Annotated in this window: 12 protein-coding genes; 4 read left to right on the top strand and 8 right to left on the bottom strand. The window is 63.5% G+C overall.

Features of this window, described 5'->3' with window-relative positions:
* Positions 1-102 precede the first annotated feature (102 nt).
* The 4 genes from I2I01_RS09035 to I2I01_RS09020 form a co-directional block, all read right to left on the bottom strand.
* Entirely contained in the window at positions 103-1293 is a 1191-nt protein-coding gene (locus tag I2I01_RS09035) for an SMP-30/gluconolactonase/LRE family protein (RefSeq protein ID WP_196286116.1), read from the bottom strand.
* 95 nt (positions 1294-1388) lie between these two features.
* On the bottom strand, positions 1389-2198 hold the full coding sequence (locus I2I01_RS09030) for an SHOCT domain-containing protein (protein ID WP_196286115.1): 810 nt from the start codon (positions 2196-2198) through the stop codon (positions 1389-1391).
* A 25-nt stretch (positions 2199-2223) separates the two neighbouring features.
* Positions 2224-2952: a hypothetical protein gene (locus I2I01_RS09025; RefSeq protein WP_196286114.1), complete on the bottom strand. Its 729-nt coding sequence runs from the start codon at positions 2950-2952 to the stop codon at positions 2224-2226.
* A gap of 28 nt (positions 2953-2980) precedes the next feature.
* Positions 2981-3235 (bottom strand): hypothetical protein, encoded by a 255-nt coding sequence (locus I2I01_RS09020; RefSeq protein WP_196286113.1) that lies wholly within the window; start codon positions 3233-3235, stop codon positions 2981-2983.
* 135 nt (positions 3236-3370) lie between these two features.
* Here I2I01_RS09020 and I2I01_RS09015 point away from each other — a divergent pair, with 135 nt between their 5' ends.
* The 4 genes from I2I01_RS09015 to I2I01_RS09000 all read left to right on the top strand — a co-directional run bounded on the left by I2I01_RS09015 (position 3371) and on the right by I2I01_RS09000 (position 9416).
* Positions 3371-3559 (top strand): hypothetical protein, encoded by a 189-nt coding sequence (locus tag I2I01_RS09015; protein ID WP_196286112.1) that lies wholly within the window; start codon positions 3371-3373, stop codon positions 3557-3559.
* A 183-nt stretch (positions 3560-3742) separates the two neighbouring features.
* The gene (locus tag I2I01_RS09010) at positions 3743-5203 is read left to right on the top strand and encodes a WG repeat-containing protein (RefSeq protein WP_196286111.1); all 1461 of its coding nucleotides are present in this window, start codon (positions 3743-3745) and stop codon (positions 5201-5203) included.
* A gap of 91 nt (positions 5204-5294) precedes the next feature.
* On the top strand, positions 5295-7343 hold the full coding sequence (locus I2I01_RS09005; RefSeq protein WP_196286110.1) for a S9 family peptidase: 2049 nt from the start codon (positions 5295-5297) through the stop codon (positions 7341-7343).
* 144 nt (positions 7344-7487) lie between these two features.
* Entirely contained in the window at positions 7488-9416 is a 1929-nt protein-coding gene (locus I2I01_RS09000; protein ID WP_196286109.1) for a sensor histidine kinase, read from the top strand.
* A gap of 220 nt (positions 9417-9636) precedes the next feature.
* Here I2I01_RS09000 and I2I01_RS08995 read toward each other — a convergent pair whose 3' ends face one another.
* From I2I01_RS08995 to I2I01_RS08980, 4 genes are all read right to left on the bottom strand, one after another.
* Positions 9637-11778 carry an FUSC family protein gene (locus I2I01_RS08995; protein WP_196286108.1) on the bottom strand — a complete coding sequence of 714 codons (2142 nt, stop codon included), beginning with the start codon at positions 11776-11778 and terminating at the stop codon, positions 9637-9639.
* A gap of 197 nt (positions 11779-11975) precedes the next feature.
* Positions 11976-12278 (bottom strand): hypothetical protein, encoded by a 303-nt coding sequence (locus I2I01_RS08990; RefSeq protein WP_196286107.1) that lies wholly within the window; start codon positions 12276-12278, stop codon positions 11976-11978.
* 62 nt (positions 12279-12340) lie between these two features.
* Positions 12341-13702, bottom strand: a complete 1362-nt coding sequence (locus I2I01_RS08985) for an alpha-amylase family glycosyl hydrolase (protein WP_196286106.1) — start codon at positions 13700-13702, stop codon at positions 12341-12343.
* Between the two features lie 89 nt (positions 13703-13791).
* On the bottom strand, positions 13792-14679 hold the full coding sequence (locus I2I01_RS08980) for a cyanophycinase (RefSeq protein ID WP_196286105.1): 888 nt from the start codon (positions 14677-14679) through the stop codon (positions 13792-13794).
* Positions 14680-14681: the final 2 nt, after the last annotated feature.

Below are 14681 nucleotides of genomic sequence, written 5' to 3'. Positions count from 1 at the left end.
GCGCCTGCTATTTATAGTTTATTATCGAATTATAAACCACAACAAAAAGCCGCGCCCAGTAGGGCGCGGCTTTTTGTTTGCCTCGTGGTGGCGCAACGACGGCTATTTGGGCAACGCCATTTTGAAGATGCGGAAGGGCGGGCGGGGCTGGCCCACGCCCTTGTTCCAGTTGGGCGTTTTGTGAATGGCGGAATTGGTGACGTACAGCGTGCCGTCGGCGGTGAGGCTGTAGGTGTCGGGCCACTGCAGGCGCGGGTCTTTCACGAGGGTTTCGATTTTGCCGGCGGGCGTGCGGCGGAGCAGTGCGCTCTGTTCGAAAGAAGTGAGGTAGACGTTGTTGGCCGCGTCGATTTCGAGGCCGTCGGTGCCGGGGATTTCGCCCACGGTTTCGACCTGCTGGCCCAGTTGGGCTTCGCTGAGGCTGGCGTCGCGCAGGGCGGCGGTTTTAATGCGGTAGAGGGTGTGGCCGGTGAGGGGGCAGTAGTAGAGGTAGGCGTTGTCGGTGCTCAGGGCAATGCCGTCGGCATTGAACTTAGCAGGCTTGCCTTCCAGGTCAATCATGGGGTGGCCTTCGGCTTTGATGACAAGGCCTTTCACGGCTTTCGTGGATGGGTGGTTGGCCAGCAGGCGGCGTGATTTCAGGGTTTTCAAATCCGTCACAACCAACGCGCCCAGGCCCGATTCGGTCATGTAGGCGTAGTTGTTTTGCAGGTCGATGCGCACGTCGTTGAGGTAGGACTTGCGCGGGGCCACCATTTCGGAGAAGGGAATGGTGAGCAGCACCTGGCCGGTTTTGGGGTCGGTTTTCACCAGCTTGGGGCCGCCGGCTACGGTGAATTTTAGGCCCGGCGCGGCGGGGTCCAGTATCCAGACCATGCCGGACTTATCGGCAAACACGCTTTGCGGGCAAATCCAGTGCTTGAGCGGTTCCGATTTCACCGAGTCGTTCCAGGTGCACCAGCTGGCGTTGGGGTAGGGCGTGAGGGTGTTATTCGGGCCCACTTTGGCAATGGGGTACGAGGGGTTCCAGTCCCAGCGTGGAAAACAGGCGAATACCTGCCCACCTGGTGCCACGGCCACGCCCACCATCTGCGGGTCGTTGAACTCGGCCACCACCTGCAGAGGCGAATTGGCCGGCGCTTCGTATGTGGCGGCGCTAGTAGCCGTAGAGTCAGAAGCGGGGGTTTGGGTTGCCGTGTCGGCCTTGCCGGAAGGCGACGAACAGGCGCTTAGGAAGCTGGCTGCAGCCAGGGCGGCCCCGGTGCTTAGGGTAAAAATGCGAGAGGCAAACATGAAAGAAGGAATGTGGTGGAAAGGAAAAAGCCCCAACCGGTGAGGTTGAGGCTTTACATACGGCCGGCGGGGGCCGGCGTTGAGAAAATGCTGGCTTATTGGCTAGCGGCCGAATCGGCAGCAACCGGCGCTGCCGCAGCTGCGGAGTCGCGCACCGCTGCCGCTTTGCGTGCCATGTCGGCAGGCGAAGGCACGGGCGGCGCGGGGTTGGTAGGTGCCACCCGGATGGTTTCGGGCGCCGCCGTCACCGGGGCCACCTGCTCGGCCTGCGGGCCGGTTTCGATGGGAGCGGCCAGGGTATCGGCAGCCGTTTGGCTGGTGCTGGAGATATGCTCCGACGGCTGGCGGTTGAGCGAGAGGTAGAGCACCAGCCCCAACAAAGCCAGCAAGCCGCCAATGGACAGAATGAGCGCCAACGGGCTGCGGGTCGCCGGGGCACTGCCCGCCGGGAATTCATCGGCCACGTAGCCCGCATCGGCAGCGGCCAGCCCGGGCGAGGGCGCAGCCGGCGGGGGCAATGATGCAGCTGGTGCGGCAGTGGTATCGGCTTCGAGGGCCCGGCGCACGGCCGGCGGGATGAAAGCGGGCTCCTCCTCTGCGGCGGCAGCTTCGGCGGCAGAAGCGGTGAAGCTTGGTGGCAGCGGTGCCAGGGGGGGCTCGGCCTGCGTCACGTCTTCGAACATCGGCGAGGGCGTTTCCACGGCCGGGTTGGCCGGCAGCACCACGGGGGCCTCAGGCGCAGCGTCGGATGAAGCAGAGGCCGCGGGCGCGGCTGGGGTAGCGCCGTCGTGGAAAACCAGGCGCTGCTTCAGGGCTTCGAACTCGGTGGGCGTGAGGGCACCCGAGTCGAGCATTTCCTTGAGCTGGCGCAGGGTGTCGAGGGGCGAGGAATTGGGGTTGTCCATGTCCTGAATACGACCGGGAACGGGGCTAGTTTTTGCGGTCGAGGGCCGAGAGGCGGTCGCGGCGGCGCTGCAGGCGCAGGCGGCTGTCGTCGAGCAGCAGCTTGTTCTTCACCTGCGCGGCCGAGTCGGCGCGCGACTGCACCAGGTTTTCGATGTTCTTTTTCTTCAGCTCCTCGATGCGGGCCAGGTTGGCTTCGGTGTTGCTTTTGAGGGCGGCTTGCTCTCTTTCGAGGCGTTCTTTCTCCTTTTCGGTGGCCTTGAGCTTCTTCTCGGCTTCGGCAATCATATCGCGGTAGGCCTTGAGGCGGGCGGCGCCAGCGAAGTTCTGCGTCATGGCGCGCAGGGCCTCGTACTCGGTTTTGGTGCTGCTGGGGTCGAAGAAGGTGTTGTCGTCGAAGCCGCCAAAAATCATGACTTCGGCCACCGAATCGGACGGGGCCACGATGGTGGCGTAGAGGTCGACGAGCTTGCCCGACACGGTGCTGGCGGGTGTTTGCTTGGCCATGAGAATGTCGCTTTTGCCCATGCCCAGCACGCCGCCGGTTTTGAACTTCACGTTGTAGCTCGACTTCATCCAGTCTTGCAGGAACTCGCGCACGTCGGTGGCCTTGCCATCGACCTGCACCTTGAGGGCGGGGCGGGGCTTCTTGTTATAGTTCACTTCGCCGGCGCGCACGTCGTAGAGCTGAGCCGAGGCCAGGGCGGGCGCCAGCCAGCCGGCTAGCAGAAGCAGGAACAGAAAGATTTTTTGCATGGAAAAGGTGGGATGAGAGGCGGTGCGGCTAGCGCAGCTCGTGGCGGTCGAAGGCGGCCTGCAGGTCGTCGCGCATGGCCTGGAAGCGGGCAATGGCCGCGGCCAGGAACTCGTCGTCGAGCAATTCGCGGGCTTCGGCGTCGGTGCCGGTGAGCAGGTCGAGCTCGGCCACTTTATAGGTTTGCTCCAGGTTGCCCTGCTCCAGCTTGAGCAAGAACTTGCCGTTCCAGGCCAGCAGCGTGATTTTGACGGCGGGGTGCGGAATGTCGGCGACGTGGCGCATAAACAAGAAAATAAGGCCAGGAACCGGGCACGAAGATAGTAAGCTCGGCCTAACTCCTCCCCTGCTCACGGCGTAAAAATAGCGTGGTGCGGCGCCCCGCACCGCTTCCTTTCCACCTTTTCATTCATCACCGCCATGTCACAGGGAGATAAGTCGAAGTACACCGACAAGCAGAAGCGCCAGGCCGAGCACATCGAAGAAAGCTACGAGAAGCGCGGCGTGTCCGAAGAAGAAGCCGAAGCCCGCGCCTGGGCCACGGTCAATAAAAACGACGGCGGCGGGAAACAACCCGGCGGTTCGGGCCGTAAAAAGGACAGCAAGTAGCTATTGAGTGCGCTTATGCGCAGCCCCGTGGTTCGTAATTCCACTTGAAGAGCCCCACCGGTTGAAGCCGGCGGGGCTTTTTTGTGGGCGTTGGGCTATTGCGTACTGGCCGCCGCCCAGTCGTTTTATGCAAGATGAACGGCCCGAGCATCCAGGCAATGAGGTTTTACTTATTGCCCTGCTATGCGTTTGCTATTCTTCCTGCTACTGGAGCTGGGCGTGATGCCGGCCCTGGCTCAGGTGCGCCCCCCTCACCGCAACGGGGGACGCCGGCATTACGCCGCCGCGAAAACCCGTCTTTCGTTTCCGCCGAAATACGACGGCACTGAGCCTTTGCAAAACGGAATGGTACGGGTGCGGCGCGAGAGTAGCTACGGCTACCTCGATGCTGCCGGACGGGAAGTAGTACCGGTACGCTTTGCCGCCGTGGCCGACACGGATACGCCTGAAAGCTACGCCCTGGCCAAGCGCGTAGTGCCCGGCTGGGCGCAGCGGGACATCCGCCTGCCGCCGCACTTGATTCTGGTAGTGGATTTTGTTCCGGCGCTGGTGCAGTCGCCTGCCGATGTGGCCAGGCAGCGGCCCAATCCCCGCCCCGAAGATGAATACCGGCTGGGCCTCTACCGCCCGGACGGGCGCGAGGTGTTGCCCGCCAAATATGCTTACATCCGCGCCATTGGGCCGTTTCATGCCGGGTCCGGCGCCGATTCGCTGACGCTGACGTCGGATTGTTTCGCCGCCGGCATCCTGGCAGGCTACGCCGGTTACGTCACGCACGGGGGCTGCATGGTGACCTATCACCCCCCGGAGCCCTACTACCGGGAGCAACTGCTGCATCGCAGTGGCCGCCTGCTGCTGAGCGGCAAGCAGGTGGCGCCCATCAAGTGGCTCAGTAGGGATTTGGTGGGCATTGGCAATTTGATGCCCGGCGCATACTCAACAGGCGGCGCCTGCATCGTGCTTGATACCACGGGCCGCCAAGTAATGACGGGCCGCTCCATCACCCCTTTCGGGAAAGATGACCGTTTGATGGTCGACAGAGACAGAAGCCAGGTGCTGTTGCGGCGCGATGGCACCCCGGTAACCAACAAGCTATTCACCTACCTGCAAGCCCTCGATAGCACCCGGGCCATTGCCCATGCCTACGTCCTGGGCAGCGTTGGCCATGAAGACTACGGCTCCGCACGCACCCGCTATGCCGTTCCGCTGCCCTTGGCGGGCCTGCTTGACTTAGCAACCGGCAACTGGCTGCTGACGCCGCGCTACGAGTCGATGCGTCCGGTTGGTGAGGGCTTTGTTGTGGTGCAGCACGGCAGCGAAGGCACCGCAGACCAGCACGGCGAATTGGTGATACCGCCTACTTATAAGCGTGGCAGCCTGCATGCGTGCCACGACAGTGCCAGCGGCCAGCCCCTGCCCTACTGGCTGGCATACCAACGGCACAAGGCTTTGCTGCTCGATTGCCAGGGGCGGAAGCTATTGGCCTGGCCTCTTTCGCTTACGCCTCGGGACCGGCACGGATTCTTCAACAACGGCCAGATGTTCTTACAACCATCCAACGGCCGGCGCGCCCGGAAGGTAGTGGTTGCGCTACCGCCGCCGGGCGGCGCCGGGCACGCGGTACTGCGCCGGGCAACCGAATGATTTTCGTGCGGGCCAATAGCCCAAGCCACCGAAGTCAACCATGCGCTTTATAACAGCGCAGGCGCTACGCCTTCGGCTGTATTTTCGTCGCATGAAAAAATTTCTCCTGGCCCTGCTCCCACTCGCGGCGGCCGCCCAAAATTCCACCATCCTCACCCCCGAGAAGCTCTGGCAGCTTGGCCGCCTGGGCGAAATGCAGGTATCGCCCGATGGCAAAAACGTGGCCTACACCGTGACCAAGTACAGCGTGGCCGACAACAAGGGCAACGCCGACATCTGGCTGGTGCCCGTGGCCGGCGGCACGCCCAAAAAGCTCACCGACACGCCCGGCTCGGAAAACACCCTGAACTGGCGGCCCGATGGCAAGCTGACCTTCATTTCGGGCGAAAGCGGCACCGACCAACTGTACGTGATGAATGCCGACGGCACCGGCAAAACCAAGCTCAGCGAGTTTCCCGACCAAGGCCTGAGCAATCTGAAATACGCCCCCAAGGCCAATTTCATTCTGTACACACAGGACGTGAAATCGAGCCCGAGCACCCTGGACATGTTCCCAGACCTGCCCAAGGCCGACGCCAAAATCATCGACGACCTGAACTACCGCCACTGGAACGTGTGGGACGACCACCTGGCCAGCCACGTGTTCTTCCAGCCGCTGGGCACCGACGGCCGGCCCACCGGCTACGGCAAGGACGTGATGGCCGGCGAGAAGTTCGACTCGCCCCTGATGCCGGATGGCGGCTCGGAGCAGCTGGCTTTCTCGCCCGACGGCTACCGCCTGGCTTATACCAGCCGCAAGCTCACGGGCAAGGCCGAGGCCGAAAGCACCAACTCCGACATCTACCTCTACGATATTCACAACGCCCAGACCGTGAACCTGAGCGAGGGCCTGGGCGGCTACGACACCGAGCCCAGCTTCTCGCCCGATGGCAAGCAGGTGGCCTGGCTAAGCATGGCCACGCCCGGCTTCGAGAGCGACCGCAACGGCATCGTGGTATATGATTTCGCCAGCAAGAAGCGCGAAGACATTACCAAAGGCTCGGAGCTGAGCGCGGCCAACGTGCGCTGGAGCGCCGACGGCAAAACCATCTACTTCGTGGCCGTGGTGGAAGGCACCGAGCAGCTGTTTGCAGTGCCCAGCAAGGGCGGCAAAATCCGCCAGCTCACGAAGGGCGCGCAGAACTACAACGCCTTTGAGTTGGTGGGCAAAGACCAGGCCGTGGCCAACCGCACCACGCTGAGCACCTTCGCCGACCTCGTTCGGCTCGACCTGAAAACCGGCAAGGAAACCCCGCTCACTACCATCAACCAGCAGGAGCTGGCCGGTATTAAAATGGGCAAGGTGGAAGACCGCCGCGTGACCACCACCGACGGCAAGCAGATGCAGGTGTACGTCATTTACCCACCCGATTTTGACCCCAGCAAGAAGTACCCCACGCTGCTCTACTGCCAGGGCGGCCCGCAAAGCCCCATCACCCAGAGCCAGAGCTACCGCTGGAACTTCCAGCTGATGGCGGCCAACGGCTACATAGTGGTGGCGCCCAACCGGCGCGGCCTGCCCGGCTTTGGCCGGCAGTGGAACGACGCCATTTCCGGCGACTGGGGTGGGCAGCCCATCCGCGACTACCTCTCGGCCATTGATGACGTGAGCAAGGAGCCCTACGTGGACAAAGACCGGCGCGGCTGCGTAGGCGCCTCCTACGGCGGCTACTCGGTGTATTACCTGGCCGGCAAGCATGAAGGCCGCTTCAAGACCTTCATTGCCCACTGCGGCCTCTACAACCTCACCAGCTGGTACCCCAGCACCGAGGAAATGTTTTTCGCCAAGCACGACATGGGCGGCGCGCCCTGGGACGCCAATCCGGCGAAATCCTACACCGATTTCAACCCGCAGCAGTTTGCCAAGAACTGGGACACGCCCATCCTCGTCATCCACGGCGGCAAGGACTTCCGCGTGCCTGAGGGCCAGGGCATGGAAGCTTTCGGTACGGCCCAGCTGCGCGGCATCCCCAGCCGCTTTCTCTACTTCCCCAACGAGGGCCACTGGATTCTGAAGCCGCAGAACGCCATTCTGTGGCAGCGCGTGTTTTTCGACTGGCTGGGCCGCACGCTTAAGCCCGAAGGCACGGCGGCGAAGTAGCAATTACATCAATTAGTTGAGCGAATCCATTTGCCAGCTTGCCATTACCCGGCAAGCTGGCAAATGGATTTTTATTTTAATAAAAAGAAATTTTCGCTGACTTCATACGTACTTGGCAAGCCTGTTATGCTTGACCATTGGCCTATGAGAATTCTTCTATGGGTTTTGCTGCTTGTGGGGAGTGTGCTGAGCGTGCCCACGCAGGCGGCCGAGTTGCCGCCGCACCTGCGCGACACCCTGCTGCTGAAAGACCCCAAAGGCGCCCACGTCTCCGAAGCGTACCGCTACTACACCGAGCCTTTTGGCCCGGCGCCCAACCCCGAGCGGGCCGAAGCTGCCTGGCGCGCCGGCCGTTTCCGGCCCGGGCCCTGGCACAAAACCCTCAACCTGGGGCTGCTGCACGAGCGGGTGTGGCTGCGCCTGCCCGTGCGCAACACCGAGGCCCGGCGCCTGCGCTTCGTGTGGAGCATCTTCAATTTCGTGGACAGCGCCGCGCTCTACTGCCGCCGCCCGGGCGAGGCCAACTTCCGGCAGATTGGGGCGGCCAGCTCGTGGGTGCCGGCGGCCGAGCGGCAATTTCCGGCCCGTTCCATCAGCTTCCCGTTCGAGTTGGGCGCGGGCGAGTCGGCGGTGCTGCTGCTGCGCGTTGATGCACACACCGGCGGCGTGTACTTGCCCACTTACATCGAAACCGTCGAGCATTTTCTGGCCTGGGAAATGGGCTTTCCGTTTGAGCGGCACTGGGTGTGGCTGCTGGGCTTCTACCTGGGCAGTGCCCTGTTCAACCTGGTGCTGTTTGCCTTTCTGCGCGACCGGATTCACTTGTGGTACATCGCCTACGTAGCGGCCGTGACGCTGTTTTTGATGATGGAAGACGGGCTGGACGCCATGCTGCTGCCGGCCGGGCTCTACCGCCTGCTGTGGTCGGTGGGCCAATACAATTTCATGATTCTGGCCGGGGCAGCTGGCATCTGCATCATGCAGCTGTTTCTGCGCTGGCCGGGGCAAACGCGGCTTTACCGCGCTGGCACCGGGCTGGCGGTGGCCGCCGTGGCGTTTGTGGCGGTGTATGCAGCGCTGTTTCCGTGGGCGGTGCGCCACAGCCTGACCGTGGTAGAAACGCTGAACTGGAGCCGCGAGCTGCTCATGGTGCTGGTGTTTGGCTACGGCTGGGTGCTGCTGATTTCGGCTTTCCTGAGGCGGCACTGGCGGCGGCTGGCAGCCTTCTATGCGCTCACTTATTTTTTCTTTTTTGTGGGCTACGGCGTTTTTTGGCTAAACCACCTGGGCCTGACCAGTTTCAACCCCATTTACCCCAACACACTGGCCTGGGGCCTGTTTGCCGAGCTGCTGGTGCTGGGCGCGCTGCTCACCGGCCGCTTCCGCCACACCCTGCGCCAAAACGCCCAGCTGCGCATCCGGCGCCTGCAGCAGCGCAACGAGGAGGGCGCCCGCCTCATCGCGGCGCAGGATGCTGAGCGGGAGCAGCTGGCCCGCGAGCTGCACGACGCCCTGGGCCCCAACCTGGCGGCCCTGCACATGGCCTGGCAAAGCAACGCCGTGCGCGATGCCCTGGCCGCCGCCCCCAACGCCGCCACCATTGGCCTGCTCACCGAAGAAATTCTGGGCCAGCTCTACGGGCAGGTGCGCCAGCTCAGCCACGCGCTGCTGCCCTCGGCGCCGGGTACCAACCGCCTGAGCACCTCCGTGGCGGCCCTCTGCGACGCCTTCAACCTGAACGGCACCCCCCACGTGGAGGCGAAGCTCGACGACAACCTCGACAACCTGCCCTCGGCCGTGCAGTCGGCCGCCTATCGTATTGTGGCCGAGCTGCTGAATAACGCCGTGCGCCACGCTCAGGCCCACCACGTGCAGGTGCACCTGCGCCGCCGCCTGGCCGCCCTTGAAATCTGCGTGCAGGACGACGGCCGCGGCTTCGGGCGCGGCGAAGACACGCCCAGCACAGGCATTGGCCTGCGCGGCGTGCGCACCCGCGCGGCCTACCTGGGCGGCAGCGTCCGCATCGAAACGCCGGAAACAGGCACGCGGGTAGTAGTGAGCTTGCCGGGGTAGTGGCGGATTGGTGGATTGGTGAGTTGTCAGCGCGAGGGCACAGCCCGTGGCAAACGAAGTTCAGCGAAGCTAATCCGTCCTGTTCTCAGCGACTAGCCTTCTAATGTGACAAAGACCTAAAAAAGCCCCGGCGCTGTGTAGTGCCGGGGCTTTCTGGTAAAAGAACGTGTCTGGTGTTGACAGGACGGATTGCTTCGCTGCGCTCGCAATGACAGGCGGCTTACTTCACCAGCACTTCCGTCACCTTCCCAATGTCTCCGCTCACCTTCTGCAGAAAGACCAGTTGCTCCAGCAGCGACTTGTCGTCGGCATCGGCGGGCACGGCGGGTTCGGTGGGTGGTAGCTCGGGGCCTGACTCGGGGGCGGCAGGGGCTATGCGGGTCAGGCTTTTTTGCAGGGCAGCAGCGGCGCTGGTGAGGGCGCGGCGACCCTCGGCGGCGAAGGGCGGCACGGCGGGCGCGGCCTCGCGCAGGGTACCGGTGAGGGCGGCAATGTTGGAGGAAAGAATGTGGTTCAGCACCACAAACTCGTGGGTTTCGGAAGGGCAATGCTGCTTGCTTTTGGGCTCGGTGAGCATGCGCTGGAAGGCCGCCGCGAGGTTGGCCCCGCTCACGTACACGTCTTTGCGCAGCAGGCGGTACTCGTGCGGCGGCAGCGGGCGCCCAGCCAGCCGGTTGGCCAGCTGGCGCAGGTAGGCCAGGTTGGCCTTAAGGGCAGCGGCCATATAGTCGGTTAGCTGTTCCGATTCCCAGCTCGGAAACAGGAGGTAGCCGGCCGAAAACGCAATGGCGCAGCCAATTAGCGTGTCGGTGATGCGCTCCTCGGCTACCCCAATGTAGCTCAACCCCAGAAAGCTGAACATGATGAGCAGGTAAGCCGTCAGGAATATAACCGTAGCCAGGTACACGGTGCGCTGGAAGCTGTAAGCCAGTATCATAAACACCACCAGCACACCGAACCGCACCTCCGTCCAGGGCAGGGCCCAAAGAATGGCAGCCCCCAGCGCCCCGCCCGCCAGCGTGCCGATGATGCGCTCCTGGTTGCGCTGGCGCGTGAGGCTGAAACCGGGCTTGAGCATGATGGTCACCGTCATCAGAATCCAGTAGTTGTGCTGGCCGTGCCACAGGCTTTCGGCCACCACGAAGGCCACCAGGCAGGCCACCGTCATGCGCACCGAGTGGCGAAACACGCTGGATTTGAGTGTGAAGTTCTGACTCAGGGCCTGGGCTTCGATTTCCTGGTGAGCCACGAAGCGGGTGTGCTCGGCGGCGCGACTGGGCACGGCAGACTTAACCAGGCTTTCGTCGAAGTAGCGGCGGATGTTGCCAATGCGTCGGATGATGTCGCGCAGGTTCACCAGAATTTTCTTCAGCACCCGGGTGTGGCTTTCGGCCTCGTTGTCGAGGGCGCTGATGCGGGCTTGCAGACGCATCCATTCGTCGCTCAGGTCGGGGCCCGTGCCCTCGTAGGGCCGGTTGGCCTGAATGGCCACGCCGAGGTGGTCGAGCTCGGTGGCGATGTGGCGGATGAGCGTGGAAATGTAGGGCAGCACGCCGCTCTGGCCGAAGCTGGCGCGCACGGCGGCGTAGTCGTAGTAGCCGGCCGTCACCCGTTCGTAGAGGTCCACGGTTTCGACGAAGGTGAGCACCAGGCGGCGGCCGGTGCTGGTGGTTTCGTTCACAATCTGGCGGGTGCGGAACAGGATGTCGCGCGCGGCTTCCTGCTTTTCGTTCACCACCACCTGCTGGGCCACCAGCTCGCGGTAGTCCTCATCGAGGGCCGTGGCGGGGTTGTAGAACTTGGCTTTCAGCTCCAGAAAGCGGGCCAGGGCATGGATGCACTCGCCCAGCGCCTGCTGGGCCGGCCGGTAGGGCAGCACCTGGTAGGTCACCATGGCCAGGCCCGCGTACCACAGCCCGCCCAGCAGCAGCAGGCCAGCGTGGGGCAGCGCCTCGGCCAGCGCGGGCGGGTGGGCTAGCATCAGCACCACGTTGAGCAGGCCCGCCGTGCCCACCGCCCCGGCCCGCGCGCCCCACACCAGTAGCATGGTGCAGCCGAAGCTGAGCAGGCCCACTTCGAGCCCCAGCAGCCACACGCTGGTGGCCGCCAGGCTGGTGAGTAGCGAGGTGACGAGCACCATGCCCAGGGCGGCCAGCATGCCGTTGCGGCGGTGCGCAGCGGGGCCGGGCGTGTCGGTCACGCTCACGCACACGGCGCCGGTTGAGATGGTGAGGCCGAGGTCGAAATGCCCCCACTGGGCCAGCAGCAGCGCCGGCAGCAGGATGGACACCGTGGTGCGGACGCCATCAGAAAAGTGCTGCCCGGACAGGAAATAGCTAATGCGGCGGGAATAGGTGTTCATTCGGAGAAAGCGCGGACTCGCTGCGAATAAACGGGAGGATAAGTTAAGAGTTAAGGGACGTCTCTCATCCTGAGTGCAGCGAAGGACCTTCTCACGCTTGAACGCAGCATGGATGATATACTGCAAGCCGTTCTCACTTAATAAGGTCCTTCGCTACGCTCAGGATGACAGATGTGCCCCTGCTCTCAACCCCTACCTCAAAGCGTCGTCGTGCTGGGCCTCCCTTCTTCTTCATCGTACGCCGCCGAGTCGCCCTCATCCTCGTACACGGCGTTCTCAAGGTCGTCGACGCAGGTTTCGAGCTGAGCCACTTCTTCTTCCTTTTCGGCCAGCTGCTGGCGCAGGGCGGCTAGCTCGCGGGCCTGCTGCTGCTGGGTGGCTTCAAGCTGGGCCAGGCGGTGCTGGTCGGCCTGGCAGGCCGATAGGGCTACGGCCAGCGCTGCTACACACACGGCATGTTGCCCCAGCCCGCGGTTCCAAGCAAATTTTACGGCTTTCATCACGCCAAAATTACGCAGGCAGCCCGCCGCAGTTGCCCAGGGCGGCCGTGCAGGCGGCCGGTTTAGCGTTGCCACACGGCGTAGCCATAGGCGGCCAGCGGCACGGTGGCCGGGCTGCCCATCGGCATTTTCGTCAATGAATTCGTCCAACCCGCGCCTTGCAGCGTGGTCGGCAACGGCACCGACACGGCAGTGTTGCGCAGGTTCACCAGCACCACTACTTCCTGCCCGTTGAGGCGGTGGCGCACCACCACGGCACCGGGTGCCTGGTCGAAATACTCGGCTGGGCCGTAGCGCAGGGCCGGCTGAGCGTTGTACACCCGCAGCAAGCCGCGGTAGAACGTGGCCGCCGTGGGGTCGTAGCTCCAGCGGATGGGTGTGCGGGTGGGGCTGTTGAGCTGGGCCGGGTCGCCGGCTTCCTGCCCGTTGTAGACAAGCGGCGCGGCCCCGAAGGCCAGCGTGGCCACGTAGGCGGCGCGGGCGGCGGCCTCACTGCCAAAGCGCAAGGCGGGCGTGCCCTGCTGCACTTCGTCGTGGTTGGTGGTGAAACGCAGGCGGTAGCTGCCCGCAGGCACGCTCTGCATTTCCTGGGTGTGGGCAGCGGCTAGCGCGGCGGCCGGGGCCTGGTTGATGATGACGCGCTGCAGGGCATTGTAGAAGTCCCAGCCAAAAGTGAGCTGGAAGCCGGCGGCGTAATGGCTGGTCTGGCTGCCTTCGGCCAGGAAAAACAGGTTGGGGTTGGCTTGACGTAACTCTGCAATGGCCGCCTGCCAGTAGTCGTCGGGCACGAGGTCGGCCGCGTCGCAACGGAAGCCGTCGATGGCGTGCTCGGTCACCCAGGTTTTCATAGCGGCCATCATGGCCTGGCGCAAGGCGGGCTGGTTGTAATTAAGGTCAGCCACGTCGGTCCACTGCGGGTTGGGATGCGCAATCTGGCCGTTGATGTCGCGGGTGTACCAGTCGGGGTGCTGCTGAATCCAGGGATGGTAGTACGAAGTGTGGTTGGCCACCCAATCGAGCAGCACGCGCAGGCCGCGCTGGTGCGCGGCGGCCACCAGCCGGTCGAAGGCAGCCAGGTCTCCCAGCTCGCGGTTCACGGCGGTGTAGTCGTCCACGGCGTAGGGCGAGTTGTGCGTAGGGTGCAACGGCATCAACCAGAGCGTGTTCACGCCCAGCTGCTGCAGCGAGTCCAGCCGCGGCAGCATGCCATCGAAAGTTCCGGCCGCGCTGAAATCGGGCACAAACACCTCGTACAGCACCACGTCGCGGGGCGCCAGGGCCGGCAGCGGGCTGATGTTGGCTTCCGGCACCAGCTGCTCCGGCGTTTCTTTTTTGCAGCCGCCCCACAAGCAGCCCAGCAGCAACAGCCACAACAGTGGCCGTGGATGCCGCAGCAGTTTCAGGAATTGGGGCCGCTGTTTCATCCTCAAAAATAGCGTAAAACACAAAGGGAATGGAAAGCAACTCAGGCCTTCCATCCCCCTTCGATTCTACTTCTTAATTACCTGTCGCGCTAGCGGTGCATGTCTTCCTGCACCGGCAGGGTGTAAAACTCGCCGCAGCTCAGGATGTGCACGCGCAGGTCGCGGATGGTAATGGCCTCGCCCGATTTGATGCGGTGAATGTTGGTGTCGGTGCAATCCTGGCCGTCGACCACCGTCACCACGCCGCTGCCGATGACTTCGAGTTCGCGCCCGTCGCGGATAACCACGGCCGTGTCTTCCTCCAGGCCCAAGCCGATGCAGCCGGGGTTGGTGGCAATAATCTGGGCCATGCGGATGATGCGGCCCCGCGCCACAAAGTGCGTGTCGATGGCCACGTCGTGCACGAACTGCAGGCCGGTGGTCACGTGAATTTCGTCCTTGAGCATGCCCTGGTTGTCGCGGCCCTGGTAAATCATGGGCGTGCTCATAGCAGCGGCGCCGGCGCTGGTGCCCGCAATCACGATTTCCTCGTGCGTGAACCGCTCCTTGAGGCGCCGCAGCCAGGGCGTGCCCCCCAGCAGGGCCGTGAGGCGCAGCTGGTCGCCGCCCGTGAACATGAAGCCATCGGCTTCTTCGAGCTGACGCAGGGCCTCTTCGCTATGGGCCTGCTCGCGGTTTTGCAAGTCAAGCACGTCCACTTTGCCGGCTTCCAGGCTATTGAATAAGTCAAGGTAGTCTTTGGCAGCCGCCTTCGGTTCTTCGGAGGCGATGGGCACAATCAGAATGTTTTTGTTGGGGCCCACCTCGCTCACGAAGCGGCGCAGAATGGAATCGGGCGCGTATTCGGCCTCGGGGTCGGTGCCCGGAGCAGGCGACTTATCTTCGTGCCCGCCAATGGCAATGAGGATGCCCTTGGGCGGCAAGCAGGTAGACTCGGCTTCCTTCTTGGGGTGGGTTTTGGTTTTGCGGGAAGGCATGG

Source organism: Hymenobacter properus (assembly GCF_015694735.1).
Taxonomy (GTDB): domain Bacteria; phylum Bacteroidota; class Bacteroidia; order Cytophagales; family Hymenobacteraceae; genus Hymenobacter; species Hymenobacter properus.
Note: the sequence above shows the minus strand (reverse complement) of the source record. Positions and strands in the feature narration are given on the sequence as shown.

Coding starts and splice junctions, on each gene's coding strand:
- I2I01_RS09030 (WP_196286115.1), bottom strand. CDS start 2,198: ATGGACAACCCCAATTCCTCGCCCCTCGACACCCTGCGCCAGCTCAAG.
- I2I01_RS08980 (WP_196286105.1), bottom strand. CDS start 14,679: ATGCCTTCCCGCAAAACCAAAACCCACCCCAAGAAGGAAGCCGAGTCT.
- I2I01_RS09015 (WP_196286112.1), top strand. CDS start 3,371: ATGTCACAGGGAGATAAGTCGAAGTACACCGACAAGCAGAAGCGCCAG.
- I2I01_RS09000 (WP_196286109.1), top strand. CDS start 7,488: ATGAGAATTCTTCTATGGGTTTTGCTGCTTGTGGGGAGTGTGCTGAGC.
- I2I01_RS09005 (WP_196286110.1), top strand. CDS start 5,295: ATGAAAAAATTTCTCCTGGCCCTGCTCCCACTCGCGGCGGCCGCCCAA.
- I2I01_RS09010 (WP_196286111.1), top strand. CDS start 3,743: ATGCGTTTGCTATTCTTCCTGCTACTGGAGCTGGGCGTGATGCCGGCC.
- I2I01_RS08995 (WP_196286108.1), bottom strand. CDS start 11,778: ATGAACACCTATTCCCGCCGCATTAGCTATTTCCTGTCCGGGCAGCAC.
- I2I01_RS09025 (WP_196286114.1), bottom strand. CDS start 2,952: ATGCAAAAAATCTTTCTGTTCCTGCTTCTGCTAGCCGGCTGGCTGGCG.
- I2I01_RS08990 (WP_196286107.1), bottom strand. CDS start 12,278: ATGAAAGCCGTAAAATTTGCTTGGAACCGCGGGCTGGGGCAACATGCC.
- I2I01_RS09035 (WP_196286116.1), bottom strand. CDS start 1,293: ATGTTTGCCTCTCGCATTTTTACCCTAAGCACCGGGGCCGCCCTGGCT.
- I2I01_RS08985 (WP_196286106.1), bottom strand. CDS start 13,702: ATGAAACAGCGGCCCCAATTCCTGAAACTGCTGCGGCATCCACGGCCA.
- I2I01_RS09020 (WP_196286113.1), bottom strand. CDS start 3,235: ATGCGCCACGTCGCCGACATTCCGCACCCCGCCGTCAAAATCACGCTG.